The sequence below is a fragment of the Gammaproteobacteria bacterium genome, assembly GCA_016712635.1.
GTDB lineage: Bacteria > Pseudomonadota > Gammaproteobacteria > SZUA-140 > SZUA-140 > JADJWH01.
Genome location: JADJQS010000002.1, coordinates 26,374 through 50,112, shown reverse-complemented (window position 1 = coordinate 50,112; position 23,739 = coordinate 26,374). Strand labels below are relative to the sequence as shown.

The window sequence follows — 23,739 nt, the reverse complement described above, 5'->3', positions numbered from 1 at the left end:
AACATTTTGCTCACGCCTCACGCCTCACGCCTCACGCCTCACGCCTCACGCCTCACGCCTCACGCCTCACGCCTCACGCCTCACGCCTCACGCCTCACGCCTCACGCCTCACGCCTCAATCACCACCACTTCCCCACTGACCCGTGCGGCACGCTGTGGCAGCGCTCGCAGGTCCACAGCGAGAACGAGACCTTGTCGTGGCAGCGGCCGCAGTACTGGCCGTTGAGGATCTTGGTCATGGTGATCGGGTTGGCGTCCTTCTGCGGGATGAAGATCTCCGTGTGGCAGTTGCCGCAGGCGAGCCACTCGGTGTGCTGGCGGTGGGGGAACAGCACGTACGGCATGTCGGCGGTGGAGGTCATCAGGATGTTCATGTCCATGGGCTGCATCAGGGCGGTTTCCCAGGGATCGTCGGTGCGGCTCTTGCGCGGATTGATGACGCCCTGGTCGAGCGCCTTGACCCAGTCGACCTCGCCGCGCTTGTCCTTGGGGAAGGCCTTCATCGACTCGGTCGGATCCTGCAGGATGTTGATGGCCTCGCCGGTGGGATCGTGGATGCCGTCTTCGGCGAGCGGAGACAGCGGCGGGGCCTTGAGGTCGAGCGCCGCGGCCTCGGGCACGGGCGGCGTGTGCAGCAGCAGGGCGATGCCGGCGCAGGCGGCCAGGATGACGAAATTACGGATCCATCCCGCGGCGCGGCGCCGCGGTTGAGGCTGTTTCATGTCCCGGTCTCCCCCGCCTTCCGGCGCTATGCCGTTGCGGCCTGTTGTTCCAGCGCCCAGTGGACGTGTTCCCGCACCAGATCCGAGGGATCGTCGCTGCGCGCCGTCAGGCTCTCTGTGATGGTCGTTCTGTCCGGATCCTCCGCGGCGCGCAGGGCGTTGCCCAGCGCGACCGCGAGATTGCGCCGCCAGCCGTCGTAGCCGACGCGCCGGATGGCGGAACCCGATGTGTATTGTAAGAATTCCGCCTCGCTCCATGCAAACAATGCGCACAGCGCGGGTGCGTCGAGGCCGTGGCGAGGCGTGAAATCGGATTCGGCGGCAGGGACGGCGAAACGGTTCCACGGGCACACCAGCTGGCAGTCGTCGCAGCCGAAGACGCGGTTGCCGATCAGCGGCCGCAGCTCGACCGGTATCGGGCCGCGCAGCTCGATCGTGAGGTATGAGATACAGCGGCGTGCGTCGAGCTCGTAAGGTCCGACGATGGCCTGGGTCGGGCAGACGTCGATGCACGCGCGGCAGCTGCCGCAATGGTTCGTGCCGGGCGCGTCGGACGGCAGCGGCAGGTCGGTGTAGAGTTCGCCGAGGAAGAACCATGATCCGCTGCGCGCGTTGATCAGGTTGGTGTGCTTGCCGATCCAGCCGAGCCCGGCGCGCTCCGCCAGCGCCTTCTCCAGCACCGGCGCGCTGTCGACGAAGGCGCGGTAGCCGAAGGGGCCGGTGGCGGCGGCGATGCGCTCCGCCAGCGCCTGCAGGCGGGCGCGCAGCACCTTGTGATAGTCGCGCCCGAGCGCATAACGCGAGACGTAACCGAGCCGGGGATCGCCCAGCACCTCCCAGGGATCGCGCCCGCCCGGCGGAAGATAGTCCATGCGGACGGAGATCACGCGCAGTGTGCCGGGCAGCAGGTCACGCGGGCGGCTGCGGCGGGTGCCGTGGCGCGCCATGTACTCCATCTCGCCGTGGCGGCCCTGGTCGAGCCAGTTGAGCAGGCGGGTCTCGTGTTCACCCAGCGCGGTATCGGCGATGCCGGCCTCCGCGAAGCCGAGCTCGCGCGCCCAGGCCTTGATGCTCCGTGCGAGATCGGCGAAGGGCGCCGCATCGGATTCGGCCTGTCGGTTCTGTGCGCTGCCGGGCATAACCGCTATGATAGCGCGTATGCAAGAAAGATTGCCCCTGCAGCTCTACCGCGCCGCCCAGGTGCGCGAGTTCGACCGCATTGCGATCGAGGAGTACGGCATCCCGTCGGAGACCCTCATGGCGCGCGCGGGCGCGGCGGCGTTCCGCCTGCTGCGCGCGCAATGGCCGCAGGCGCAGCGCATCTGCGTGGTGTGCGGCACCGGCAACAACGGCGGCGACGGCTACGTGCTGGCGCGCCTGGCGCATGAGGCCGGTCTGGGCGTCGCGGTCTGCGCGGTGGGCGACGCGGACCGGCTGCGCGGAGCGGCGCAGCAGGCCGCGCGTTCCCTGCGCGAAGCCGGCGTGGAAGCGGCGGCCTACACCGGCGGCGCGCTGTCCGGCCATGATCTCGTCGTGGACGCGCTGCTCGGCACGGGGCTCGACCGCGACATCGGCGGCGCGCAGCGCGCCGCGGTCGAGGCGATCAATGCGGGCGGGGCGCCGGTGCTCGCCCTCGACGTGCCCTCCGGCCTGGATGCCGACAGCGGCCGCATGCGCGGCGCCGCCGTGCGTGCGGAGCTCACCGTCTGCTTCATCGGGCTGAAGCAGGGCCTGTTCACCGCCGACGGTCCCGACTGCAGCGGGCGCATCCAGTACAGCAGCCTCGGGGTGCCGGCGCAGGTATTTTCCCGGATCGAGGCGGCGGCCACGCGCTTTTCCTACCAGACCCTGGCGCACCGCCTCAAGCCGCGCGGCCGCGGCGCCCACAAGGGGCAGCATGGCCATGTTCTGATCATCGGCGGGGATCATGGCATGAACGGCGCGGTGCTGCTGGCCGGCAAGGCCGCCTTGCGCACCGGCGCCGGCCTGGTGAGCATCGCGACGCGGTCCACCCACGCCGCGCTGCTGAGCCTGGCGCAGCCGGAGCTGATGTGTCACGGCGTGGAGGACGCCGCCGCGCTGGAGCCGCTGATCGAACGTGCCACGGTGATCGCCATCGGGCCGGGCATGGGCCGCTCGTCCTGGGCGCGGGAACTGCTCGGCCGGGTGCTGGACCAGTCCAGGCCGCTGGTGGTCGACGCCGATGCCCTCAACCTGCTGGCCCAGGACCCCATGCGGCGCGATGACTGGATCCTGACCCCTCACCCCGGCGAGGCCGCGCGGCTGCTGGAGAGCACGGCGGCGAAGGTGCAGGACGACCGCTTCCAGGCAGTCGCGCGCCTGCAGTCGCGCTACGGCGGCGTCGTGATACTCAAGGGCGCCGGCTCGCTGGTGTGCGATCCCGGCGGTGCGATCGGCCTGTGCCAAGGCGGCAATCCCGGCATGGCGGCGGGCGGCATGGGTGACCTGCTGACGGGGGTGGCCGCCGGCCTGGTCGCCCAGGGCATGGGCATCGCCGAGGCCGCGCGCTTCGCGACGGCGCTGCACGCCGCGGCCGGCGACCTCGCCGCCGGTGAGGAAGGCGGCGAGCGGGGCCTGCTCGCCGGCGACCTGCTGGGGCCGATCCATCGGCTGATGAACCCCCGCCCGGGACCCTGATGGGAATCCGGATGGAGTTTCAGGCGGCGTCCGAGCAGGAGATGGAGGCCTTCGGCGCCCGGCTGGCGCGGGTGCTCGCGCCGGGCCTGATGATTCACCTGGGCGGGCCGCTGGGGGCGGGCAAGACCACCCTGGTGCGCGGGCTGTTGCGCGCGCTGGGTTGGACAGGGGCGGTCAAGAGCCCGACGTATACCCTGGTCGAGACTTATGTCCTTGGCGACATCCTCATTCATCATTTTGATCTTTATCGCCTTTCCGATCCGGAAGAGCTCGAGTTCATCGGCCTGCGCGATTACCTCGACGGGCATGCAATTTGCCTGATCGAATGGGCGGAGCGCGGTGCGGGCCTGTTACCCGAGCCTGACCTGGGGGTGGAGATCGCATTCCGGGACGGCGGGCGTGCCATGGCTTGTGCCCCCGGTACGGAGGCGGGAAGCCGCCTGCTGGACGGGATACGGGCGGATACGATTGACGCCCCATCTCCTCGCCGGACCTGACCCCGCCCGGGGTTGAGGCTGTCGCACGAGGATCTTAAGGAGATGACGGTATTCCGCCGCTAAAATCAGCGGGACATCCCGGTCTAGTAAATCTATCTTCAATGGCTTACTCGGGTGTCATCACGGCATGCCCAAGCACATGCGGGTATCTATCTAAAAAGCTTGCAATTGATTCCGGATTATATTAAACATTGCCCCACTGTGAGAGGGCGGGAATAAGCACGGAATGAAACGACTGTTCGCCATCCTGATGATGCTCTGCGCCCCGGCCGCCGCCTGGGCGGAGCGGATCGAAGTCCAGGGCGTGCGCGTCTGGCCGGCGCCGGATAATACCCGCGTCGTGTTCGACGTGAGCGCGCCGCTCGACTACAAGGTCGAACGCCTGTTCAATCCGGACCGGCTGGTGATCGACTTCACGAACGCGACGCTGGACAAGGCGGTGGAACAGCCCGTCGCGACGGACGTGATCATGAAGTCGATCCGCCACGCGCGGCGCAACAGCAGCGATCTCCGCATCGTGCTCGACCTCAAGCAGAAGACCGAATACAAGGCCTTCCTGCTCAAGCCCAACGAGGAATACGGCCACCGTCTGGTGTTCGACCTGATCAGCCAGGAACATCAGGCCCAGCAGGCGCAGCTCGATCAGCTGGTGCAGCAGGCACAGAAGGATGCGCCGGCGGACAAGGACAAGGCGCCGGTGAAGGCCCCGCCGGCACAGGCTGCCGCTCCCGCGGTCAAGGCTGCGGCCGTTCCCGAGGCGAAGCCGCGCGACATCGTGATCGCGATCGATGCCGGACACGGCGGCGAGGATCCCGGCGCGCGCGGTTATTCCGGCGCCTACGAGAAGGACATCGTGCTCGCGATCGCGCGCCGCCTGCAGGCCATGGTCGACCGCGAGCCGGGCATGAAGGCGGTGATGACGCGCGACGGCGACTATTACCTCAGCCTGCGCAAGCGCACGCTGAAGGCGCGCAACAGCCGCGCCGACCTGTTCGTGTCCATTCACGCCGATGCCTTCCGCGACCGCAGCGTGCGTGGCTCCTCGCTGTACGTGCTGTCCCAGAACGGGGCGACCAACGAGGCCGCGCGCTGGCTGGCGGAGAAGGAGAACGCCTCGGACCTGATCGGCGGCGTCAGCCTCGACGACAAGGACAACCTGCTCGCCTCGGTGCTGCTCGACCTCTCGCAGACCGCCACCCTCCAGGCCAGCTTCGAGGCCGGCGATGCGGTCCTGCGCAACATGCGCCCGGTCGCGCACATGCACAAGCACCAGGTCCAGCAGGCGGGCTTCGTCGTGCTGAAGTCGCCGGACATCCCGTCGATCCTGGTGGAGACCGCCTTCATCTCCAATCCCCAGGACGAGAAGAACCTGCGTACCTCCGCCTATCAGGAGAAGGTCGCGGGCGCGATCTTCACCGGGATCAAGGACTATTTCTCCAGGCACCCGCCCGCCGGCACCCAGATCGCCGCCGCCGGCCGCCGTCACACCATCTCGCCCGGCGACAGCCTGTCCGCGCTGGCCGTCCAGTACCGCGTCAGCGTCGAGCGCCTGCGCGCCGCCAACCGCCTCAAGAACGACCGCATCCGCGTCGGCCAGGTGCTGACGATCCCGGGCGACCGCGAAGGCTGATCTCCGTACCCGCTTATCCCGCGCCCCATCGTTTTCCGGCGGGACGTATTCACATAGCCCCGACTCCGCACTGTGTCAGCCGGATGATGCAGGTCGTTTCACGCATGTCCCCCGCTGCCTTGCCCGGGAGCCGGAGGCATGGCCTGCTTTCCTATATAATGCGGCGAGGTCAATCCGGGAACCAACCGCGGCATCCAGCATGAGAATCCACCGCCTGTCGACACAGCTCGCCAACCAGATCGCCGCGGGCGAGGTGGTGGAACGGCCGGCATCCGTGGTGAAGGAGCTGGTGGAGAACAGCCTGGACGCCGGTGCCGACGAGATCGCGATCGACATCGAGCAGGGCGGGCTGCGCCTGATCCGTGTCGCGGACAACGGCGGTGGCATCCACCGGGACGACCTGCAGCTGGCGCTGAGCCGGCACGCCACCAGCAAGCTGACCGACCTCGACGAACTGAGCCGCATCGCGACGCTCGGCTTCCGCGGCGAGGCGCTGCCGAGCATCGTGTCGGTCGCGCGGCTCGGCCTGTGTTCACGCGAGGCAGGCGCGGATTCCGCGTGGCGCGTCGACAACGACAGCCGCGGCGATCTCGGCGACCCGGTCCCTGCCGCGCACCCGCCCGGCACCACGATCGAGGTACGCGATCTGTTCTTCAACGTGCCCGCGCGGCGCAAGTTCCTGCGCAGCGAGCGCACCGAGTTCGGACATATCGAGGAGGTCTTCCGCCGCATCGCGCTGAGCCGCTTCGACGTCGCCTTCCGCCTCAACCACAACAAGCGCGCGGCGTACACCCTGCGGCCGGATGCCGGCGGCACGGCGCGCGTCGCCGAGCTGTGCGGGCGCGAGTTCATCGAGCACAGCCTCTCGATCGCGGGCGAGGCGGCGGGGCTGCGCCTGCGCGGCTGGATCGGCCTGCCCACGCATTCGCGCGGCCAGGCGGACCTGCAGTACTTCTACGTCAACGGCCGCGTCATCCGCGACCGCCTGGTGAGCCATGCGGTGCGCCAGGCCTATCGCGACGTCCTCTACCAGGGCCGCCATCCGGCCTACGTGCTGTACCTGGACATGCCGCCGGAGGAGGTCGACGTCAACGTGCATCCGACCAAGCACGAGGTGCGTTTCCGCGAGAGCCGGCTGGTCTACGACTTCCTGTTCCATACCCTGCATCGGGCGCTGGCGCAGGATCGGCCAGGCGCGGCGGGCGGAGACAATGTCGCCTCCGCTTCGGATACCGGCGGTGCGGCGCACGCGGCCCCGTCGGGGCCCTACGATCCGGCGCCGCGCGTCCATCAGCCCTCGTTCCCGTTTCGTGTCGCGGAGCCGTCCTATCGCGAGGCCTACGGCCTGCTCGATGCCGCCGTGGCGGAGGCGGTCGCGGCGGCGCCGGAACGGACCGGCACCGGGCCGGCCGTCCCCGAGCCCGGCTTCCTCGGGCGCGCCGTGGCGCAGATCCACGGCGTCTACATCCTGGCCGAGAATTCCGCGGGGCTGGTGCTGGTCGACATGCACGCAGCGCACGAGCGCATCGTCTACGAGCGCATGAAGGCGACCCACCACCAGGGCGGGATCCGCACGCAACCGCTGCTGGTGCCGCTGACGATCGGCCTGACGGCGCGCGAGGCCGCCCTGGTGGAAGACCGTCAGTCTCTGTTCGCGGAACTGGGCCTGGAGGTGCAGCGCATCGCCCCGGAGGCGGTGGCGGTGCGTGCGATCCCGAGCCTGCTGTGCGAGGCTGACGTGGAGAGGCTGGTACGCGACATCGTGGCCGACATCAGCATCCACGGCGACAGCGCGCGCGTGCACGAGCGTCTGGACGACATGTTCGCCACCATGGCATGCCACGGCGCGGTGCGCGCGAACCGCCGGCTCACGCTGCCCGAGATGGACGCCCTGCTGCGCGACATGGAGCGAACCGAGCGCAGCGGACAGTGCAACCACGGCCGCCCGACGTGGGTGCAGCTCAATATGAAGGAGCTGGATAAGTTGTTTTTACGGGGGAGATAACAAGTGAGGCGTTAGGCGTGAGGGGTGAGGCGATAATATATCGTCCTTACCTCCTTGCGCCTCCCCCTGACTCCTTACTAATCTTTATTCATATCCTTTAATGCTTTCCCGCCCTTCTCCAGCATCTCGCCGCTGGATTCCATCAAATCTCCGGTCAGGTCTTTGCCGGCGAACGGATTGGCGTAGAAGTCGCGTCCCTTGCCGATGTTGACGCCGAACCAGAGGCCGACGATCAGGCCTGTGACGATACCGAGGATTAAGCTTTTGAACGTACCCATGAACTGCTCCTGCTAACGAGTGAAGGGTGATGAGTGATACCTGTTTTGACGAGCCCGTCCGCCTGCAACTGCTTTATCACCCATTAAACATAACGATGAGACAGATCCGGACCACGGTCACTTCGATCGAGTTCACAACTGCCTCCCGGCGTAGAGCCCGACCAGCGCGGCGGCCAGGCACAGCAGGACGCTCGCGCCGATGTTGAGGATGGCCTTGAGGTGTTCGGCCTGTTCAAACAGGAGCAGGGTTTCAAGCGAAAAGGCGGAGAAGGTGGTGAAGCCGCCGAGGAATCCGGTGATCAGGGCGGCGCGCCATTCGGGTCCCAGGCTGCCGCGTTCCACCAGCAGCACGTAGAGCAGGCCGATCGCCAGCGAGCCCAGCACGTTGACCGCCAGCGTGCCGTAGGGAAAGCCGCGTCCGAACAGGTGATGGGCGCCGAGCGAGGTCCAGTAACGGAACACGGAACCGGCGGCGCCGCCGAGCGCGATCACCAGTACCTGGGTCATGGCCGCGCCTCGTGATGGCGGCGATCAGGATTTCTCATGCTTCTTGTCCAGTTCGCGCAGGTGGGCCAATTTTTCCGCGATCTTCGTCTCCAGGCCGCGCGGCACCGGCCGGTAGTACACCGGCCGCCCCATTCCGTCGGGGAAATAGTTTTCGCCGGCCGCGTAACCTTCCGCCTCGTCGTGGGCGTAGCGATAGTCCCTGCCATAATCCAGCTCCTTCATCAGCGCGGTGGGCGCGTTGCGCAGCGGCAGCGGCACCTCGAGTGAACCGTGACGCTGCGCGTCCCGCAGCGCGGCGTTGTACGCGGCATAGACCGCGTTGCTCTTGGCGGCACAGGCGAGGTAGACCACCGCCTGCGCCAGCGCCAGCTCGCCCTCCGGGCTGCCGAGCCGCTCCTGCACGTCCCATGCGTTCATTGCCAGCGCGAGCGCGCGCGGGTCGGCGTTGCCGATATCCTCGCTCGCCATGCGCACGACGCGCCGGGAAATGTAGCGCGGATCGCAGCCCCCGTCCAGCATGCGGCACAGCCAGTACAGTGCGGCGTCGGGCGCGGAGCCGCGCACCGACTTGTGCAGCGCCGAGATCTGGTCGTAGAAGATCTCGCCGCCCTTGTCGAAGCGCCGCGTGCCGCCTGCGATCACCTCGTTTACCAGCGTGTCGCTGACGATCCTGCGTCCATCGTGCTCGGGAACGAGGTCGGAGAGGATCTCGAGCAGGTTGAGCGCGCGGCGGGCGTCGCCATCCGCCGCCTGCGCCAGGCGATCGCGCTGTTCGGCCGCCATTTCCAGCTGCAAACCGCCGAGCCCGCGGGCCTCGTCGGCCAGTGCGCGGTCGATGATGCGGCGCAGCGCCGCCGCGTCGACGCCCTTCAGCACGTAGACGCGGGCGCGCGACAGCAACGCGTTGTTGAGTTCGAAGGATGGATTCTCGGTGGTGGCGCCGACGAGGATGAAGGTGCCGTCCTCGACGTGGTGCAGCAGCGCATCCTGCTGCGCCTTGTTGAAGCGGTGCACCTCGTCGATGAACAGGACGGTGCGCTGTCCCTGTTCGCGCAGGGTACGCTCCGCGTCGGCGACGGCGGCGCGGATGTCCTTGACGCCGGCGAATACCGCCGACAGGCTGATGAAAGGCGCATCGGCGCGCGCCGCCATGAGGCGCGCGAGCGTGGTCTTGCCGGTGCCGGGCGGTCCCCACAGGATCATGGAGTGCAGGCGGCCGGCCTCGAGTGCGCTGCGCAGCGGCTTGCCCGGCGCGAGCAGGTGATCCTGCCCGGCCACGTCGTCCAGCGAGCGCGGACGCATGCGGTCGGCCAGCGGCTGGAAGCCGGACTCCGGTTTTATTGCCTCATTGTCCATTGCGGTAGACGGGACGGCGGATGCGCGCGGATTCGCCGGCAGGCGACGCTTCGTTCAGTCGTCGCCGACGATGTCCACGCCGGCCGGCGGGATGAACTCGAACCCGTCCGGCTCCATCGCGGGATTGCGCCGCAATCCGATGAAGCGGATCTGCATGGTCTGGCCGAAGCCGTCGACGATCTCCATGGCGTGGAGCGTGTCCCGGTCGAAAGCGAGGCGGATGCGGGTGAAATTGGCGTCCTCCTGCCTCGGGTCGAGCTGCACCCAGGCGATGCCGTCCTGCGCCGGCAGTTCGGTGATCAGGAACAGGTCGTCGAGCGGTTGTTCGGTGCTGAGCAGCATCGCCGGGGTGTTGCCGATGGAGGCGTCGAGTTTCGAGATCGTGACCTGGGCGAGATCGGGATCGTATACCCAGAGCCTGGCGCCATCGGTGACGATGGTCTGCTCGTAGGGTTCCTCGTAGGTCCAGCGGAAGCGGCCGGGACGCAGGATCTGCAGTCTTCCGCGCGCGTGCTGGGTCGGCCTCTGCGCGCTGTCGCTGACGGTCTGGTCAAAATCCGTGGCCAGGGACCTGAGTCCGGAGAAGAAGCGGTCGAGGCGTTCCAGGCCGACGCCGGCCGCGGCATACTGCGGGAGCAGGGCGGCGCAGGCCAGCAGCGCGGCGCTGGCGAGCTTCCGCCAGGGCGTGCGGCCGGCTCGATAACGCGGAGGGAGTACGGTCATGGCGGGCGCGACTAGTCCGCAGGCGGCGGAGGGGCGATCACTTCGCGGCTGCCGTTGGACTCGAGCGGGCCCACGATGCCGGCTTTTTCCATCTCTTCCACCATGCGCGCGGCGCGGTTGTAGCCGATCTTGAGCCGGCGCTGCACGCCCGAAATCGAGGCCTTGCGGGTCTCGGTGACGATGCGCACGGCCTGGTCGTAGAGGGCGTCGGTTTCCCCGCTGTCCTCGTCGCCGTAGCCGTTGCCCCCTTCGCCGTCGGCGTCCGCAGTGCGCAGCAGCTCGTCGAGATATTCAGGCTCGCCGGATTTCTTCAGGAAGTCGACCACCTTGTGCACCTCGTGGTCGTCGACGAAGGCGCCGTGCACGCGCGTCGGCACGCTGGTGCCGGGCGGCAGGTACAGCATGTCGCCGTGGCCGAGCAGGGACTCCGCGCCCATCTGGTCGAGGATGGTTCGCGAATCGATCTTGGACGACACCTGGAACGCGATGCGGGTGGGGATATTGGCCTTGATCAGGCCGGTGATGACGTCCACCGACGGCCGCTGCGTGGCGAGCACCAGGTGGATGCCCGAGGCGCGCGCCTTCTGCGCCAGGCGCGCGATCAGCTGCTCGACCTTCTTGCCGACGACCATCATCATGTCGGCCAGCTCGTCGATCATCACCACGATGTAGGGGATCGGCTGCAGGGTGGCCGGCGGCTGGCCTTCCGGTACCTTGGCGAAGGGGTCGGGCAGCGGCTGGTTTTCCTCGATCGCCGCGGCGACCTTGCGGTTGTAATTGGCGATATTGCGCACGCCGAGGTGCGCCATCAGCGCGTAGCGGCGGTCCATCTCGCCCACGCACCAGCGCAGGGCGCTCGACGCCTCCTTCATGTCGGTCACCACCGGGGCGAGCAGGTGCGGGATGCCCTCATAGATGGAGAGCTCCAGCATCTTGGGGTCGATCATGATCATGCGCATCTCGCTCGGCGAGGCATTGTAGAGCATGCTGAGGATCATGGCGTTGACGGCGACCGATTTGCCCGAGCCGGTCGTGCCGGCGATGAGCAGGTGGGGCATCCTGGCGAGATCGACCACCACGGGGTTGCCGCTGATGTCCTTGCCCAGGCCGAGCGACAGCGGCGAAGCGGCCTCGTCGTACTGCTTGGACTGCAGGATCTCGCTCAGGCGCACGATCTCGCGGTGCTCGTTCGGGATCTCGAGTCCGATCACCGATTTTCCCGGGATCACATCGACGATGCGCACGCTCACTGTGGACAGGGCGCGCGCCAGGTCCTTGGACAGGTTGCTGATCTGGCTGACCTTGACGCCGGGCGCCGGCTGCAGTTCGAAACGCGTGATGACCGGGCCGGGGTTGACGGCGACCACCTGGGCCTCGATGCCGAAGTCCTGCAGCTTCATCTCAACCTGGCGCGACATCGCCTCCAGGGTGGCGGTGGAGAGCGCGTGCTGCGACGGCTCGGCCGGGTCGAGCAGAGACAGGGGCGGCAGCTCGCCGTTGGCCGGCGCGGTGAACAGGGGTACCTGACGCTCCTTCTCGACGCGTTCGCTGATCTCGATCTGCTTGATCACCGGTTCGATGCGCGGCGGCACGCGCGTCTTCTTCAATTCCTGTTCTTCCTTGACCGCTTCGGAGCGATGCAGGCGCAGCTGGCGCACCGTGTTCTCTTCCCGCCGCTCGGCAATGTAGTCCTGCAGCCGCCCTGCCACGCCCATCGCAGCTGCGCCGAGTCGATCCATCAGGGCGAACCAGGACAGCCCGGTTGCCAGCGTGATGCCGGTCATGAACAGCGCCAGCAGGAACAGGGTGGTGCCGATGAAGCTGAATGGGGCGATCAGGCTGCCACTCAGCACGCTGCCGAGGATGCCGCCGGGACCGGAGTCCGTCGGGTAGGCCTCCTGTGCGGAGCCGAAATGCAGGGTGGCGATACCGTCCCCGGCGAGGATGGTCAGGACGAAACCGATGCCGGTGAGGATATAGCTCCGCATGGCGAAAGGGGAGTCCCGGTCCGGCAGTCCGCGGTACAGCAGCCAGCCGCCGTAGGCGATGAGTATGGGAAACAGGTAGGCGAAATAGCCGAAACCGTGCAGCAGCGCGGACGCCAGCCAGGCGCCGACGAACCCGCCCGCGTTGGCGACTCTGTCAGGGTTGATCGGGCTGTAGGATACGCCCGGATCATCGTTGCTGTAGGTGGCGAGCGAGAGCAGCAGGTAGATCGCAATCGCGCCCAGGACGAACAGCGCGCCCTCTCTCAGGCCGTGGTGATGATGCGTTTCCGCGGCGGCGGTCGTCTTTGCGTTCTTGCGTGTTGCCTGTGCCATTCAGGATGTGCGGCCCGCAGCGGGGCGTCGGGTTTCGGTGAAGGGCAGATTATGCCACATATTGCTGCAGTGCCGGATGGGTGATCTGCCCGCCGCTCAGATTGATGCCGCGCGACAGCTCGGGGTGCCGCCGCCAGTCCTCGCGGGCGATCGCCAGCGCATAGGGGAGCAGTGCGGCGGAGAGCGCCTGGGAGGCGCTTCTGGGTACCGCGCCGGGCATGTTGGTGACGCCGAAATGGACGATGCCTTCCCAGACGAAGGTCGGATCCGCGTAGCTCGTCGCCCGGGTGGTCTCGATGCAGCCGCCCTGGTCGACGGCGACGTCGATGATGACGCTGCCGGGCTGCATCGTGCGGACCATCTCCGCCGACACCAGGTGCGGTGCTCGCGCACCGGTGATGAGGATCGCTCCGATCAGCAGGTCTGCGCGGGCCACCTCGCGCCGGATCGCATCCGCGTAGGGATAGAGGGCGGTGACGTTGTGGCCGAGCGCGCGCATCGCCTCCAGGCGGTCGCGGCGGCGATCGAATACCACGACCTCCGCCCCGAAGTTGGCGGCCACCTCGGCGGCGGCGCCGCCGACCACACCGCCGCCGAGGATGACCACCCGTCCGCGCTCCGCCGCCGGCAGGCCTCCCAGCAGCAGCCCCTTTCCGCCGGCGGGAAGCTGCAGCAGGTTGGCGCCGATCTGCACGGCGAGCCGCCCCGCGATGTCACTCATCGGCGCCAGCAGGGGCAGGCGGCCGGCCGGGTCCTCCACCGTCTCGAAGGCGACCGCGGTGAGGCCGATCTCCCGCAGTCTGTCCAGCAGCGGCAGGTTGGCGGCCAGGTGCAGGTAGCTGAACAGCAGGTGGTGTTTGCGCAGCAACTGCAGTTCGGGACCGACGGGTTCCTTGACCTTTATGATCAGATCGGCCGCGCCGTACAGCGCGGCGGCATCCGTTACGACGCGCGCGCCGATGTCGCGGTAGACCTGGTCGGGGTACCCGCTCAGTTGACCGGCCGTCTGTTCGACCAGAACTTCGTGCCCCTGGTCCACCAGTTCGTGCGCGGCGGCCGGTATCAGGCCGACACGGCCTTCCAGGGGTTTGATCTCGCGGGGGATGCCGATGCGCATGATGCCGTGGTGTCGTCCTGACCGGGTTGACTCGTATAAACGACAACGAGTTGAAACAGGCTGAAGCGTTAATACTATAATGTAATGGAGTTTGGGTTTTGCGGGCAATTCTCAGTCTAATCCGGGGTGGGTCACGCAGCGGCCGGCTTCAACCACGGTAGGGTCTGCTGTTGCCGATGCATGGATCTGTCGCCGCGGGCGTCCGGCCATATATATCACGGAGACATTATGAGCGAAATCAAGCATTGCCGCCTGTTGATCCTGGGCTCGGGCCCGGCCGGCTATACGGCGGCAGTCTATGCGGCGCGCGCCAACCTGCGTCCGGTCCTCGTTACCGGACTGGAGCAGGGCGGACAGTTGATGACCACCACCGACGTGGACAACTGGCCTGCCGATGCCGACGGCGTCCAGGGGCCCGAGCTGATGGAGCGCATGCGCCGCCACGCCGAGCGCTTCGAGACCGAGATCGTGCACGATCACATCAACGAGGTTGACCTGAAACGTCGTCCGTTCCTGCTCCGGGGCGACAACGGCAGCTACACCTGTGATGCCCTCATAATCGCGACCGGCGCATCGGCCAAATATCTCGGGATGCCGTCGGAAGAGGCCTTCAAGGGGCGCGGTGTGTCCGCCTGCGCCACCTGTGATGGCTTCTTCTACCGCAACAAACCCGTCGCCGTAATCGGTGGGGGCAATACCGCGGTCGAGGAGGCGCTGTATCTCTCCAACATTGCCTCCCGGGTCGATGTCATCCACCGGCGCGACAGGTTCCGCTGCGAGAAGATCATGGCGGACAAGCTGTTCGGCAAGGCGGAACACGGCAACGTGGCGATTCACTGGAATTCGGTGCTGGACGAGGTCCTGGGCGACGACGCCGGCGTGACCGGCATTCGCATCCGGGATGTGGCGGGCGGTGGGACGCGCGAGCTCGACGTGCACGGAGTCTTCATCGCCATCGGCCACCAGCCGAACACCGGCCTGTTCGAGGGACAGCTGGAGATGCGCAATGGTTACATCATTGTCAACAGCGGTATAATGGGCAATGCCACCGCGACGAGCGTGCCCGGCGTGTTCGCCGCCGGCGACGTGGCTGACTCGGTGTACCGCCAGGCGGTGACCTCGGCGGGCACCGGTTGCATGGCGGCGCTGGACGCGGAGCGATATCTGGACCATCTGGAAGAAACCCGCTAGACACGGTGCGGATAACGCGCCCGCCGGCGCGAAGGGGGAGGCCGCCGACGTGATCACATCGCCCGAACAGAGAGGCTTCCCGCGCATCGCGACCGATTGTGATGCCCGCTACGGCGTTGCAGGCGCGCAGGCCGCCCGCGGCGCCGTGATCAAAAATATCAGTGCCAGCGGCATGCTGTTCATCGCCGCGGACGGGCTGGAGGTCGGTACGACCATCGAGCTGCGGGTCGGCCCCGGCCAGCTTTCGATCCCGATGCTGAGCGCCGTTGTCGAAGTGGTGCGCAGCGCCCCGGTGCGCAATGAGGGGACGGTGATGCACGACGACGGCCCGGATACCTATGAGATCGGCGTGCGTGTGTTGTCGGTGAAATAAGGGCGTGCAGAATTTTTCTCAGGCGGCCTCCGTGTGTTTCTCGCGCCGCGGCCCGGTCAATGCCGATACGCATTCTTCCCACCATTGATCAGGTCGATCCCGCGCAGTGGAACGCGCTCGCAGGAGCGGAAATGCCGTTCCTGCGTCACGAGTTTCTCGCCGCCCTCGAGCATCATGGCGCTGTCGGCGGACGCAGCGGCTGGCAGGCCTGCTACCTTGTCCACGAAGATTCCGGGCGTCTGCGCGGGGCCTTGCCGATGTATCTCAAGGCGCATTCCTTCGGCGAATTCGTCTTCGACTGGGCCTGGGCCGACGCCCATGAACGCATGGGAAGGCCCTATTATCCCAAGCTGGTGGTCGCCGTTCCCTATACCCCCGTGACCGGACGCCGCATCCTGTGCACGGACGCGGGGCTGGCGGACGGACTGGTCGATGCGGCGCTCTCGCATGCCCGTGCCGCGGGCGTGTCGTCACTGCATTGGCTGTTCACCTTGCCGGAGGAACGCGCCGTTCTCGAACGCCACGGGCTGCTGGCGCGCACCGGCTGCCAGTTCCACTGGCACAACCGCGGCTATGCCGATTTCGACGATTTCCTCGCACGTTTCTCCGCCCGACACCGGAAAAATGTGCGCGCCGAGCGCAGACAGGTGCGGGAGCAGGGGGTGGAGATCGAGGTGGTGCAGGGAGGCGAGGCCGATCCCGCGACCTGGGACCGGTTCCACCGGTTTTATCTGAACACCTTCGAGAAGAAGGGGAATCATGCACCCTTGAGTCGCGGCTTTTTCCGCGAGATCGGCCGGGTGATGGGCGACAGCTCATTGCTGATCCTGGCGCGCCATGCCGGGGACTATGTCGCGGGCGCGCAGTTCTATCTCGGCGGCGATTCCCTGTACGGGCGCCACTGGGGTGCCGCCGGAGAGTATCGCCATCTGCACTTCGAGCTGTGTTATTACGCGGCGATAGACTATTGCATCAAACGGGGGTTGCGGTGCTTCGAGGCCGGTGCGCAGGGTGAGTACAAGGTCCGGCGCGGCTTCGAGCCGTCGCCGACATACTCCCTGCACTGGATCGCGGATCCACGGTTTCAGGCGGCGGTCGGCGATTTCCTTGTGCGCGAGGGCCGCGCGATGGAGAATTACCTGGTTGAGATGCGCGGCCAGCTCCCGTTCAAACACCCCGGGTGATGACGATGCGGTTTCCCGTACTGCTGGATCCTTATGCCGTGGCGGACCGGTTCCCCGCGGTGGAGCGCGCCCTTGAGGAGCCGAACGGCCTGCTCGCGATCGGCGGTTGTCTCGATCCCGACTGGCTGCTCGAGGCCTACCGGGGGGGAGTATTCCCATGGTTCAGTCCTGGTCAGCCGATCTTGTGGTGGTCGCCCGACCCGCGCATGGTGCTGTTCCCGGAACGGCTGGCGGTCTCACGCAGTCTGGACAAGCTCATCCGGCAGGGCGTGTATGCGGTGACCTTCGACCAGGATTTCGCGGCGGTCATCCGCGCCTGCGCCGAGCCGCGCTGCGCTGACGGCGGTACCTGGATCACCGAGGACATGGTGGATGCGTACACGCGGCTGCACGATCTCGGCCACGCGCACTCGGTCGAGGCCTGGTTCGAGGGGGAGCTGGCGGGCGGTCTTTACGGCGTCGCGCTCGGCGGGGTCTTCTTCGGTGAATCGATGTTTTTCCGGCGCCGGGACGCCTCCAAGGTCGCCTTCGTGCAGCTGGTGCGGCAGTTGCAACGCTGGGGTTTCACCATGATCGACTGTCAGATGACCACCGACCATCTGAGGCGCTTCGGCGCGGCCGAGATATCGCGGGCGGAGTTCAACGGGCTGCTGAGCGAGTGTGTCCGCGAGGGACCGCGAGTTCCCTGGTGTTTTGATCACGCCGCCCCTTCGGGGCCGCACCCGGATGACCATGGCCTCACCGGGCGGTAAGGACGAGGCAGTCGCTTTTTTTCTGACCGCTGTGCATGATTGCGGTTACCTGCCCGGCCGGCAGGCGGTCAATGTCGTGGTCGATCCCGGCCTGGCGGTCGGGACGCGGCTGTACAGCCGGCTGGCGCCACTGGGTTTCCGGCGCAGCGGAAATCGCGTCTACCGTCCCGCCTGTCCCGCCTGCGCGGCCTGTGTACCGCTGCGCGTTGCGGTCGATGCTTTCCGGCCTCAGCGCACCCAGCGCAGGATCTGGTCCCGCAACAGCGATCTGCTGGTGCGGGAACGTCCGCCCGGCTTCGATGCGGAGCACTATGCACTCTATTGCCGTTACATCGAAGGCAGGCATCCCAATGGCGGGATGGAGGAGACGACGCCGGACGGTTACCTGGGATTCATCTCCGGGCAGGGGATCGAGACGCGGCTGATCGAATTCATCGATTCCGGTCACTGCGTGGCCGTCGCGGTCACGGACGTGCTGGCGGACGGGCTGTCCGCCGTCTATACCTACTTCGATACCGCGCAGGCCAGGCGCAGCCTGGGGGTATACGCGGTGTTGTGGCAGATCGAGGCGGCGCGCAGCCTGGGGAAGAAATGGCTTTATCTTGGCTATTGGATCGAAGATTGCCGCAAAATGAGTTATAAAGTCGCCTACCGTCCCTATGAGCTGCTGCTTGACGGACATTGGCGGCGGTGCGACGACCCTGCCGGGTAATCCCGGCGCAGATATCCCAGTCAGGTACTTGACAGGGGCGGTATAAAGGTTAACTTATCCGCGGCCCCGACCGCTTTACTTTGGCGTGGAATCCACGACCCTTTAGGAGTGTATGGCAAAAGAAGAACACATTGAAATGGAAGGCACGGTGATCGAGACCCTGCCGAACACCATGTTCCGCGTTCAGCTGGACAACGGGCATGTGGTGACTGCCCATATATCGGGCAAGATGCGCAAGCATTACATCCGGATACTCACCGGTGACAAGGTCACCGTGCAGCTGACGCCCTATGACCTGACCAAGGGACGGATCTCGTTCCGCGCCAAGTAAGACTCAGCTTTCCACCGGCTCTTCGACGCTTTCGACCTCGAACTCCAGCTTGTCCTGCGCGACGCTGATGCACACGCGTCCGCCCTTGGACAGGCGGCCGAACAGCAATTCTTCCGCCAGCGGACGCTTGATGAATTCCTGGATCGTGCGCGCCATCGGGCGGGCGCCCATCTTGGGATCGAAACCGTGCACCGCCAGCCATTCGCGTACGCTGTCGTCGATGCGCAGCGAGACTTTTTTCTCCTCCAGCTGGTGCTCCAGCTCGATCAGGAACTTGTCCACCACGTGACTGATGGTCTGCGGCGACAGCGGCTTGAACTGGATGATGCCGTCGAGCCGGTTGCGGAATTCGGGCGAGAAACCGCGTTTGATGACCTCCATCGCATCGGTGGAATGGTCCTGCTGGGTGAAGCCGATTGACGCGCGGCTGGCCTGTTCGGCGCCGGCGTTGGTCGTCATCACGATGATGACGTTGCGGAAGTCGGCCTTCCTGCCGTTGTTGTCCGTGAGCGTGCCATGGTCCATCACCTGCAGCAGCAGGTTGAACACGTCCGGGTGCGCCTTCTCGACCTCGTCCAGCAGCAGCACCGCGTGCGGGTGCTTGGTGATGCCCTCGGTCAACAGGCCGCCCTGGTCGAAGCCGACATAACCGGGCGGGGCGCCGATCAGGCGTGACACCGTGTGGCGCTCCATGTACTCCGACATGTCGAAGCGGAGCAGTTCAATGCCGAGCGATCTTGGCCAGCTGGCGCGTCACCTCGGTCTTGCCGACGCCGGTCGGACCGGCGAACAGGAAGGAGCCGATCGGCTTCTCTTCGTTGCCGAGGCCGGAACGCGCCATTTTGATCGAATTGGCCAGCGTCTCGATGGCTTCATCCTGGCCGAACACGACCATCTTGAGGTCGCGGTCCAGGGTGCGCAGCTTGTCCTTGTCGGAGTTCGACACCGTCTTCGCCGGGATGCGCGCGATCTTGGCGACGATGGCCTCGACTTCCTTGACCCCGATGGTCTTCTTGCGCTTGGACGGAGGCAGCAGGCGCTGGTAGGCGCCGGCCTCATCGATGACGTCGATCGCCTTGTCGGGAAGGTGGCGATCGTTGATGTAGCGCGCGGCGAGCTCGCAGGCCGTGCGCAGTGCCTCACGGGAATACTTGACCTTGTGGTGCTGCTCGAAACGCGCCTTCAGGCCCTGCAGGATCCTGTAGGTCTCGTCCACGCTCGGTTCGGTGACGTCGATCTTCTGGAAGCGGCGCGCCAGCGCACGGTCCTTTTCGAAGATGGTGCGGTATTCCTGGTAGGTGGTCGACCCGATGCAGCGCAGCTCGCCAGACGAGAGCATCGGTTTGATCAGGTTGGAGGCGTCCATCACGCCGCCCGAGGTGGAGCCCGCTCCGATGATGGTATGGATCTCGTCGATGAAGAGGATGGCGCCGGGTTCCTTGCGCAACTGGGCCAGGATGCCCTTGAGGCGCTTCTCGAAGTCGCCGCGGTACTTGGTGCCGGCGAGCAAGGCGCCCATGTCGAGTGAATACACCGTGCTCTGGGCCAGTACGTCCGGGATGTCACCGTCGATGATCTTCTTGGCCAGACCCTCCGCGATGGCGGTCTTGCCCACGCCGGCCTCGCCGACCAGCAGGGGATTGTTCTTGCGGCGGCGGCACAGCACCTGGATCATGCGCTGCAGTTCCTGCTCGCGGCCGATGAGGGGGTCGATCATCCCCATGCGGGCGCGCTGGTTCAGGTTGGTCGCGTAGTTGTCGAGCGGGCTGCGCGCCGGGCTTTCGGCCTCCGTCTCGCTGTCGGTCGACAGCATGCCTTCGCTCTCTTCCTCCCCCTCGGCCTTGGTGATGCCGTGGGAGATGTAGTTGACGATGTCGAGTCGCGTGATGTTCTGCGTGTTCAGGCAGTAGACCGCCTGCGAATCCTGTTCGCCGAAGATCGCCACCAGCAGATTGGCCGCGCCGACTTCGCGCTTGCCGGACGATTGCACATGGAATACCGCACGCTGCAACACGCGCTGGAAGCCGAGCGTGGGCTGCGTGTCGCGTCCGTCGTCCTGCAGGATGGGGGTGGTTTCCTCGAGGAAGACGGTCAGGTCGTGCTTGAGGCTGTCGAGGTCCGCCCCGCAGGAGCGCAGTATGGCCACCGCCGAGGGATTTTCCAGCAGGGCGAGCAGCAGGTGCTCGACGGTGATGAACTCATGATTCTTGTCGCGAGCCTCCTGGAAGGCGACGTTCAGCGTATATTCAACGTCCTTGCTTAGCATCATCACCACCTGATCATTGTAGTCGGATCGTGTTAGACCTTTTCCATCGTGCACTTGAGCGGGTGCTGGTTTTCCCGTGCGAACTGGTTGACCATCGCCACCTTCGTTTCCGCGATGTCGCGGTTGAAGATCCCGCACACGCCCATCCCCCGGGTGTGAACATGGAGCATGATCTGCGTCGCTTTCTCATGGTTCATGGCAAAGAATTTCTGCAGCACCTGAATGACGAAATCCATCGGGGTGTAGTCGTCATTCAGCAGGATGACCTTGTACAAAGGCGGGCGCTTGAGCTTGGGCTTGGCCTCCTGGAGGGCCAGGCTGTCGCTGGTGGTATGACGCTGCTTAGTCTGTTTCATGACGCACCAATTATATCCTAGTCAATGACAAAATTCTTTATTGGCCAAAGAGTAACACACCGTCATTGTCCGATCTCAAGCCGACTTGCCGGCGCTGGCCGAGCTGTTCTGTGCGTACCAAGTATAGCGTCAAGATTTAGGGAAATGTTTAGGCTCCGGAGTTAAAGTGCAAAATGCTTGCCAAACGCGGGGCGGGTTGATTCTGTGCTGTCCATGCCATTTATGATTGGGGCAGCGCGAGCGGATTAAAGGGGCGGCCGCATGATTGCCGGGTGCGCGCGTGTCGCGGTTGAGCCGACACCGGCTTCGCCTCCGAGACGGCTCCCGGGCGACGGACGCCAGGCCGGTGCCGGGTCCGGACGCGCCACTCCGCTGACGGATCTTGACTCGTCGATCAAACTTACGCAAAGTGAAGCGCGATAGTGGGTGTTTGACCTATTATCAATGTGTCAAGGTGGCATCGAGAGGGGAGAGTATGTTCGGGGGTGACGGCGTCGTTTCCCGCGTGCATTCCTTGAGCGAGGCAATCGTAATCCCGTACGGTGTGGATACTGGGGATCCTGCCGTGTCAGCGTGTTTCCATATCCAGCAGTCCCGATATTTCCTGATGCTATTCGCACAACAATAGCAGGCGGTGTTTTACTGCGCATAACTCGAAGAGGTGGCAGGTAAAATGACCACAGGTATCGTGAAATGGTTCAACAATGCCAAGGGGTTTGGATTCGTTTCACCCGACGGCGGGGGCGACGACGTGTTTGCCCACTTCTCGGCGATCGAGATGGAAGGCTATAAAAGCCTCAAGCAGGGCCAGAAGGTGGAATTTGATATCTCGAATGGCCCCAAGGGGCTGTTTGCCGAAAAGATCCGCCTCAGCCCGGAGGGCTGAAGCGCCGGGAGGCGGCCCGTCCGGCCGCCGTGGCGGTTCACATCCGGTTGACGATGGCCTTGCCGAAACCGGAACAGCTTACGAGGGTCGCACCTGACATCAGGCGTTCGAGGTCGTACGTGACCTGCTTTGCCGAAATTGCCCCCATGATGCCCTTGATGATCAGGTCGGCGGCCTCGGTCCACCCCAAATGCCGCAACAGCATCTCTCCGGACAGGATCAGCGACCCGGGATTCACCTTGTCCTGGCCTGCGTACTTCGGGGCTGTCCCATGGGTGGCCTCGAACAGGGCGACGGAATCGGACAGATTCGCCCCCGGCGCCATGCCGATCCCTCCCACCTGGGCGGCGAGGGCATCCGAGATGTAGTCTCCGTTGAGGTTCAGCGTCGCGATGACGCTGTAATCCTCGGGGCGCAGCAGGATCTGCTGCAGGAAGGCGTCTGCGATCACGTCCTTGACCACGATCGGCTTGCCGGTGACGGGATTGCTGAAGCGGCACCACGGGCCGCCGTCGATCTCCGTCGCCCCGAATTCCTTCCGCGCGATCTCGTACCCCCAGTTCTTGAAGGCGCCCTCGGTGTATTTCATGATATTACCCTTGTGCACGAGGGTCACCGATTCCCGGTTATTGTCGACGGCGTAACGAATCGCCTTGCGCACGAGGCGGGCGGTACCCTCCTGTGATACGGGTTTGATCCCGATGCCCGAGCTGCCCGGGAAACGGATTTTTTTCACGCCCATTTCCTGCTGCAGGAACTGGATGACCTTGCGCACTTCCGGCGAGCCGGCCTCCCATTCGATGCCGGCGTAGATGTCCTCGGCGTTTTCGCGGAAGATCACCATGTCGGTCTTTTCCGGGTGTCTCAGCGGGCTCGGCGTGCCGGAGAAGTAGCGCACGGGGCGCAGGCAGACGTAGAGGTCGAGTTCCTGGCGCAGTGCGACGTTGAGCGATCGTATGCCGCCGCCGACGGGAGTGGTCAGCGGGCCCTTGATCGCGATCAGGAAATCGCGGATCGCTTCCAGGGTCTCCCCGGCCAGCCAGGTGTCCTTGCCGTAGACGCGGGTGCATTTTTCGCCCGCGTAGATCTCCATCCAGACGATCGAACGCCGGCCGCCGTAGGCCTTGCGGACGGCGGCATCGACGACGTCGCGCATCACCGGCGTGATGTCCACGCCGATCCCGTCGCCCTCGATGAAGGGTATGACCGGGCGGTCCGGGACATTGAGTGAAAGATCCTTGTTAAGGGTGATCCTGCTGCCGGCGGCGGGGATTTCGACGTGCTGATAGGTCATTTATACTCTCACTCATGCGGTTGAAGAAGAAATGCTATGCTAATACTAACAGCAAGAGGTGCGAAACCTGAAGCGCGCGGAGGCTCCGCGCTCCGGTGAATCACGACATGAGATGGAAACCCCACGTCACCGTCGCGGCCGTTGTCGAGCATGAGGGACGCTTCCTGATTGTTGAGGAGGAAGCGGAGAATCGTATCGTCTACAACCAGCCGGCCGGACATCTGGAGCGGGGCGAGAGCCTGCTTGATGCCGTGGTACGCGAGACGCGTGAAGAGACCGGATGGCGGATCCGTCCGACCGCCGTGGTGGGTATCCATCAGTGGACCTCGCCCAGTGCACGGAGCTTTCTCCGCGTCGCCTTCGCCTGCAACGCCCTGGACCATGACCCGGCGCTCGAACCGGACGACGGCATCCGCGCCGTGATGTGGCTGACGCGGGCTGAAGTGGCCGCCCGAGGCGATGCGCTGCGCAGCCCGATGGTCTTGAAGTGCATCGATGATTTTATGGCGGGAAAATGTTACCCGCTTGACCTGCTCGTGTGTCTGGACGCCGCCTGATCGAAGCGTCCGGGGATACATCC

Annotated in this window: 22 protein-coding genes and 1 pseudogene; 12 read left to right on the top strand and 11 right to left on the bottom strand. The window is 65.6% G+C overall.

The window, feature by feature from the left end:
- Positions 1-119: 119 nt before the first annotated feature.
- Positions 120-722 (bottom strand): hypothetical protein, encoded by a 603-nt coding sequence (locus IPK65_03360; protein MBK8162212.1) that lies wholly within the window; start codon positions 720-722, stop codon positions 120-122.
- Positions 723-748: 26 nt separating this feature from the next.
- On the bottom strand, positions 749-1,861 hold the full coding sequence (queG, locus tag IPK65_03355) for a tRNA epoxyqueuosine(34) reductase QueG (GenBank protein MBK8162211.1): 1,113 nt from the start codon (positions 1,859-1,861) through the stop codon (positions 749-751).
- A 19-nt stretch (positions 1,862-1,880) separates the two neighbouring features.
- Between queG and IPK65_03350 the strand changes: the two genes are divergently transcribed.
- The 4 genes from IPK65_03350 to mutL all read left to right on the top strand — a co-directional run bounded on the left by IPK65_03350 (position 1,881) and on the right by mutL (position 7,512).
- Positions 1,881-3,380, top strand: a complete 1,500-nt coding sequence (locus IPK65_03350; GenBank protein ID MBK8162210.1) for an NAD(P)H-hydrate dehydratase — start codon at positions 1,881-1,883, stop codon at positions 3,378-3,380.
- Positions 3,381-3,391: 11 nt separating this feature from the next.
- Positions 3,392-3,877 carry a tRNA (adenosine(37)-N6)-threonylcarbamoyltransferase complex ATPase subunit type 1 TsaE gene (gene tsaE / locus IPK65_03345; protein MBK8162209.1) on the top strand — a complete coding sequence of 162 codons (486 nt, stop codon included), beginning with the start codon at positions 3,392-3,394 and terminating at the stop codon, positions 3,875-3,877.
- Between the two features lie 226 nt (positions 3,878-4,103).
- Positions 4,104-5,507, top strand: coding sequence for an N-acetylmuramoyl-L-alanine amidase (locus tag IPK65_03340; GenBank protein ID MBK8162208.1), 1,404 nt, complete (start codon positions 4,104-4,106; stop codon positions 5,505-5,507).
- Positions 5,508-5,706: 199 nt separating this feature from the next.
- Positions 5,707-7,512 carry a DNA mismatch repair endonuclease MutL gene (gene mutL / locus IPK65_03335; protein MBK8162207.1) on the top strand — a complete coding sequence of 602 codons (1,806 nt, stop codon included), beginning with the start codon at positions 5,707-5,709 and terminating at the stop codon, positions 7,510-7,512.
- A 77-nt stretch (positions 7,513-7,589) separates the two neighbouring features.
- Here mutL and IPK65_03330 read toward each other — a convergent pair whose 3' ends face one another.
- The 6 genes from IPK65_03330 to ald form a co-directional block, all read right to left on the bottom strand.
- Complete coding sequence (locus IPK65_03330) at positions 7,590-7,790, bottom strand: hypothetical protein (GenBank protein MBK8162206.1); 201 nt, start codon at positions 7,788-7,790, stop codon at positions 7,590-7,592.
- Between the two features lie 132 nt (positions 7,791-7,922).
- The gene (crcB, locus tag IPK65_03325) at positions 7,923-8,297 is read right to left on the bottom strand and encodes a fluoride efflux transporter CrcB (protein ID MBK8162205.1); all 375 of its coding nucleotides are present in this window, start codon (positions 8,295-8,297) and stop codon (positions 7,923-7,925) included.
- Between the two features lie 24 nt (positions 8,298-8,321).
- Entirely contained in the window at positions 8,322-9,653 is a 1,332-nt protein-coding gene (locus tag IPK65_03320; GenBank protein MBK8162204.1) for a replication-associated recombination protein A, read from the bottom strand.
- A 54-nt stretch (positions 9,654-9,707) separates the two neighbouring features.
- A complete protein-coding gene (gene lolA / locus IPK65_03315; protein MBK8162203.1) occupies positions 9,708-10,376 on the bottom strand; it encodes an outer membrane lipoprotein chaperone LolA in 669 nt (222 codons plus the stop codon).
- 11 nt (positions 10,377-10,387) lie between these two features.
- Positions 10,388-12,697 carry a DNA translocase FtsK 4TM domain-containing protein gene (locus IPK65_03310; protein ID MBK8162202.1) on the bottom strand — a complete coding sequence of 770 codons (2,310 nt, stop codon included), beginning with the start codon at positions 12,695-12,697 and terminating at the stop codon, positions 10,388-10,390.
- Positions 12,698-12,746: 49 nt separating this feature from the next.
- Positions 12,747-13,814 carry an alanine dehydrogenase gene (gene ald / locus IPK65_03305; GenBank protein MBK8162201.1) on the bottom strand — a complete coding sequence of 356 codons (1,068 nt, stop codon included), beginning with the start codon at positions 13,812-13,814 and terminating at the stop codon, positions 12,747-12,749.
- Positions 13,815-14,042: 228 nt separating this feature from the next.
- On the opposite strand from ald, the gene trxB reads away from it, so the two are divergent.
- From trxB to infA, 6 genes are all read left to right on the top strand, one after another.
- Positions 14,043-15,005 carry a thioredoxin-disulfide reductase gene (trxB, locus tag IPK65_03300; GenBank protein ID MBK8162200.1) on the top strand — a complete coding sequence of 321 codons (963 nt, stop codon included), beginning with the start codon at positions 14,043-14,045 and terminating at the stop codon, positions 15,003-15,005.
- A gap of 49 nt (positions 15,006-15,054) precedes the next feature.
- Positions 15,055-15,378, top strand: coding sequence for a PilZ domain-containing protein (locus tag IPK65_03295; GenBank protein MBK8162199.1), 324 nt, complete (start codon positions 15,055-15,057; stop codon positions 15,376-15,378).
- Positions 15,379-15,437: 59 nt separating this feature from the next.
- Positions 15,438-16,562: an N-acetyltransferase gene (locus tag IPK65_03290; GenBank protein ID MBK8162198.1), complete on the top strand. Its 1,125-nt coding sequence runs from the start codon at positions 15,438-15,440 to the stop codon at positions 16,560-16,562.
- 5 nt (positions 16,563-16,567) lie between these two features.
- On the top strand, positions 16,568-17,314 hold the full coding sequence (locus IPK65_03285; GenBank protein MBK8162197.1) for a leucyl/phenylalanyl-tRNA--protein transferase: 747 nt from the start codon (positions 16,568-16,570) through the stop codon (positions 17,312-17,314).
- Complete coding sequence (locus tag IPK65_03280) at positions 17,295-18,026, top strand: arginyltransferase (GenBank protein ID MBK8162196.1); 732 nt, start codon at positions 17,295-17,297, stop codon at positions 18,024-18,026. Before IPK65_03285 ends, IPK65_03280 begins: the two co-directional genes overlap by 20 nt.
- A gap of 112 nt (positions 18,027-18,138) precedes the next feature.
- The gene (gene infA / locus IPK65_03275) at positions 18,139-18,357 is read left to right on the top strand and encodes a translation initiation factor IF-1 (protein ID MBK8162195.1); all 219 of its coding nucleotides are present in this window, start codon (positions 18,139-18,141) and stop codon (positions 18,355-18,357) included.
- A gap of 3 nt (positions 18,358-18,360) precedes the next feature.
- On the opposite strand, the pseudogene clpA reads toward infA, so the two are convergent.
- Both clpA and clpS read right to left on the bottom strand, forming a co-directional pair.
- Positions 18,361-20,623, bottom strand: a pseudogene (clpA, locus tag IPK65_03270) (ATP-dependent Clp protease ATP-binding subunit ClpA).
- A 32-nt stretch (positions 20,624-20,655) separates the two neighbouring features.
- Positions 20,656-20,979: an ATP-dependent Clp protease adapter ClpS gene (clpS, locus tag IPK65_03265; GenBank protein MBK8162194.1), complete on the bottom strand. Its 324-nt coding sequence runs from the start codon at positions 20,977-20,979 to the stop codon at positions 20,656-20,658.
- 673 nt (positions 20,980-21,652) lie between these two features.
- Here clpS and IPK65_03260 point away from each other — a divergent pair.
- Entirely contained in the window at positions 21,653-21,865 is a 213-nt protein-coding gene (locus IPK65_03260) for a cold-shock protein (protein MBK8162193.1), read from the top strand.
- Between the two features lie 37 nt (positions 21,866-21,902).
- On the opposite strand, the gene icd is transcribed toward IPK65_03260, so the two are convergent.
- Positions 21,903-23,159 (bottom strand): NADP-dependent isocitrate dehydrogenase, encoded by a 1,257-nt coding sequence (gene icd / locus IPK65_03255; protein ID MBK8162192.1) that lies wholly within the window; start codon positions 23,157-23,159, stop codon positions 21,903-21,905.
- A 107-nt stretch (positions 23,160-23,266) separates the two neighbouring features.
- Here icd and IPK65_03250 point away from each other — a divergent pair, with 107 nt between their 5' ends.
- Complete coding sequence (locus IPK65_03250; GenBank protein MBK8162191.1) at positions 23,267-23,716, top strand: NUDIX hydrolase; 450 nt, start codon at positions 23,267-23,269, stop codon at positions 23,714-23,716.
- Positions 23,717-23,739: the final 23 nt, after the last annotated feature.

What these genes read in the sequence shown, in the direction of transcription:
- IPK65_03360 (MBK8162212.1), bottom strand. Translation starts at nt 722, where the DNA reads ATGAAACAGCCTCAACCGCGGCGCCGCGCCGCGGGATGGATCCGTAAT.
- queG (MBK8162211.1), bottom strand. Translation starts at nt 1,861, where the DNA reads ATGCCCGGCAGCGCACAGAACCGACAGGCCGAATCCGATGCGGCGCCC.
- IPK65_03350 (MBK8162210.1), top strand. Translation starts at nt 1,881, where the DNA reads ATGCAAGAAAGATTGCCCCTGCAGCTCTACCGCGCCGCCCAGGTGCGC.
- tsaE (MBK8162209.1), top strand. Translation starts at nt 3,392, where the DNA reads ATGGAGTTTCAGGCGGCGTCCGAGCAGGAGATGGAGGCCTTCGGCGCC.
- IPK65_03340 (MBK8162208.1), top strand. Translation starts at nt 4,104, where the DNA reads ATGAAACGACTGTTCGCCATCCTGATGATGCTCTGCGCCCCGGCCGCC.
- mutL (MBK8162207.1), top strand. Translation starts at nt 5,707, where the DNA reads ATGAGAATCCACCGCCTGTCGACACAGCTCGCCAACCAGATCGCCGCG.
- IPK65_03330 (MBK8162206.1), bottom strand. Translation starts at nt 7,790, where the DNA reads ATGGGTACGTTCAAAAGCTTAATCCTCGGTATCGTCACAGGCCTGATC.
- crcB (MBK8162205.1), bottom strand. Translation starts at nt 8,297, where the DNA reads ATGACCCAGGTACTGGTGATCGCGCTCGGCGGCGCCGCCGGTTCCGTG.
- IPK65_03320 (MBK8162204.1), bottom strand. Translation starts at nt 9,653, where the DNA reads ATGGACAATGAGGCAATAAAACCGGAGTCCGGCTTCCAGCCGCTGGCC.
- lolA (MBK8162203.1), bottom strand. Translation starts at nt 10,376, where the DNA reads ATGACCGTACTCCCTCCGCGTTATCGAGCCGGCCGCACGCCCTGGCGG.
- IPK65_03310 (MBK8162202.1), bottom strand. Translation starts at nt 12,697, where the DNA reads ATGGCACAGGCAACACGCAAGAACGCAAAGACGACCGCCGCCGCGGAA.
- ald (MBK8162201.1), bottom strand. Translation starts at nt 13,814, where the DNA reads ATGCGCATCGGCATCCCCCGCGAGATCAAACCCCTGGAAGGCCGTGTC.
- trxB (MBK8162200.1), top strand. Translation starts at nt 14,043, where the DNA reads ATGAGCGAAATCAAGCATTGCCGCCTGTTGATCCTGGGCTCGGGCCCG.
- IPK65_03290 (MBK8162198.1), top strand. Translation starts at nt 15,438, where the DNA reads ATGCCGATACGCATTCTTCCCACCATTGATCAGGTCGATCCCGCGCAG.
- IPK65_03285 (MBK8162197.1), top strand. Translation starts at nt 16,568, where the DNA reads ATGCGGTTTCCCGTACTGCTGGATCCTTATGCCGTGGCGGACCGGTTC.
- IPK65_03280 (MBK8162196.1), top strand. Translation starts at nt 17,295, where the DNA reads ATGGCCTCACCGGGCGGTAAGGACGAGGCAGTCGCTTTTTTTCTGACC.
- infA (MBK8162195.1), top strand. Translation starts at nt 18,139, where the DNA reads ATGGCAAAAGAAGAACACATTGAAATGGAAGGCACGGTGATCGAGACC.
- clpS (MBK8162194.1), bottom strand. Translation starts at nt 20,979, where the DNA reads ATGAAACAGACTAAGCAGCGTCATACCACCAGCGACAGCCTGGCCCTC.
- IPK65_03260 (MBK8162193.1), top strand. Translation starts at nt 21,653, where the DNA reads ATGACCACAGGTATCGTGAAATGGTTCAACAATGCCAAGGGGTTTGGA.
- icd (MBK8162192.1), bottom strand. Translation starts at nt 23,159, where the DNA reads ATGACCTATCAGCACGTCGAAATCCCCGCCGCCGGCAGCAGGATCACC.
- IPK65_03250 (MBK8162191.1), top strand. Translation starts at nt 23,267, where the DNA reads ATGAGATGGAAACCCCACGTCACCGTCGCGGCCGTTGTCGAGCATGAG.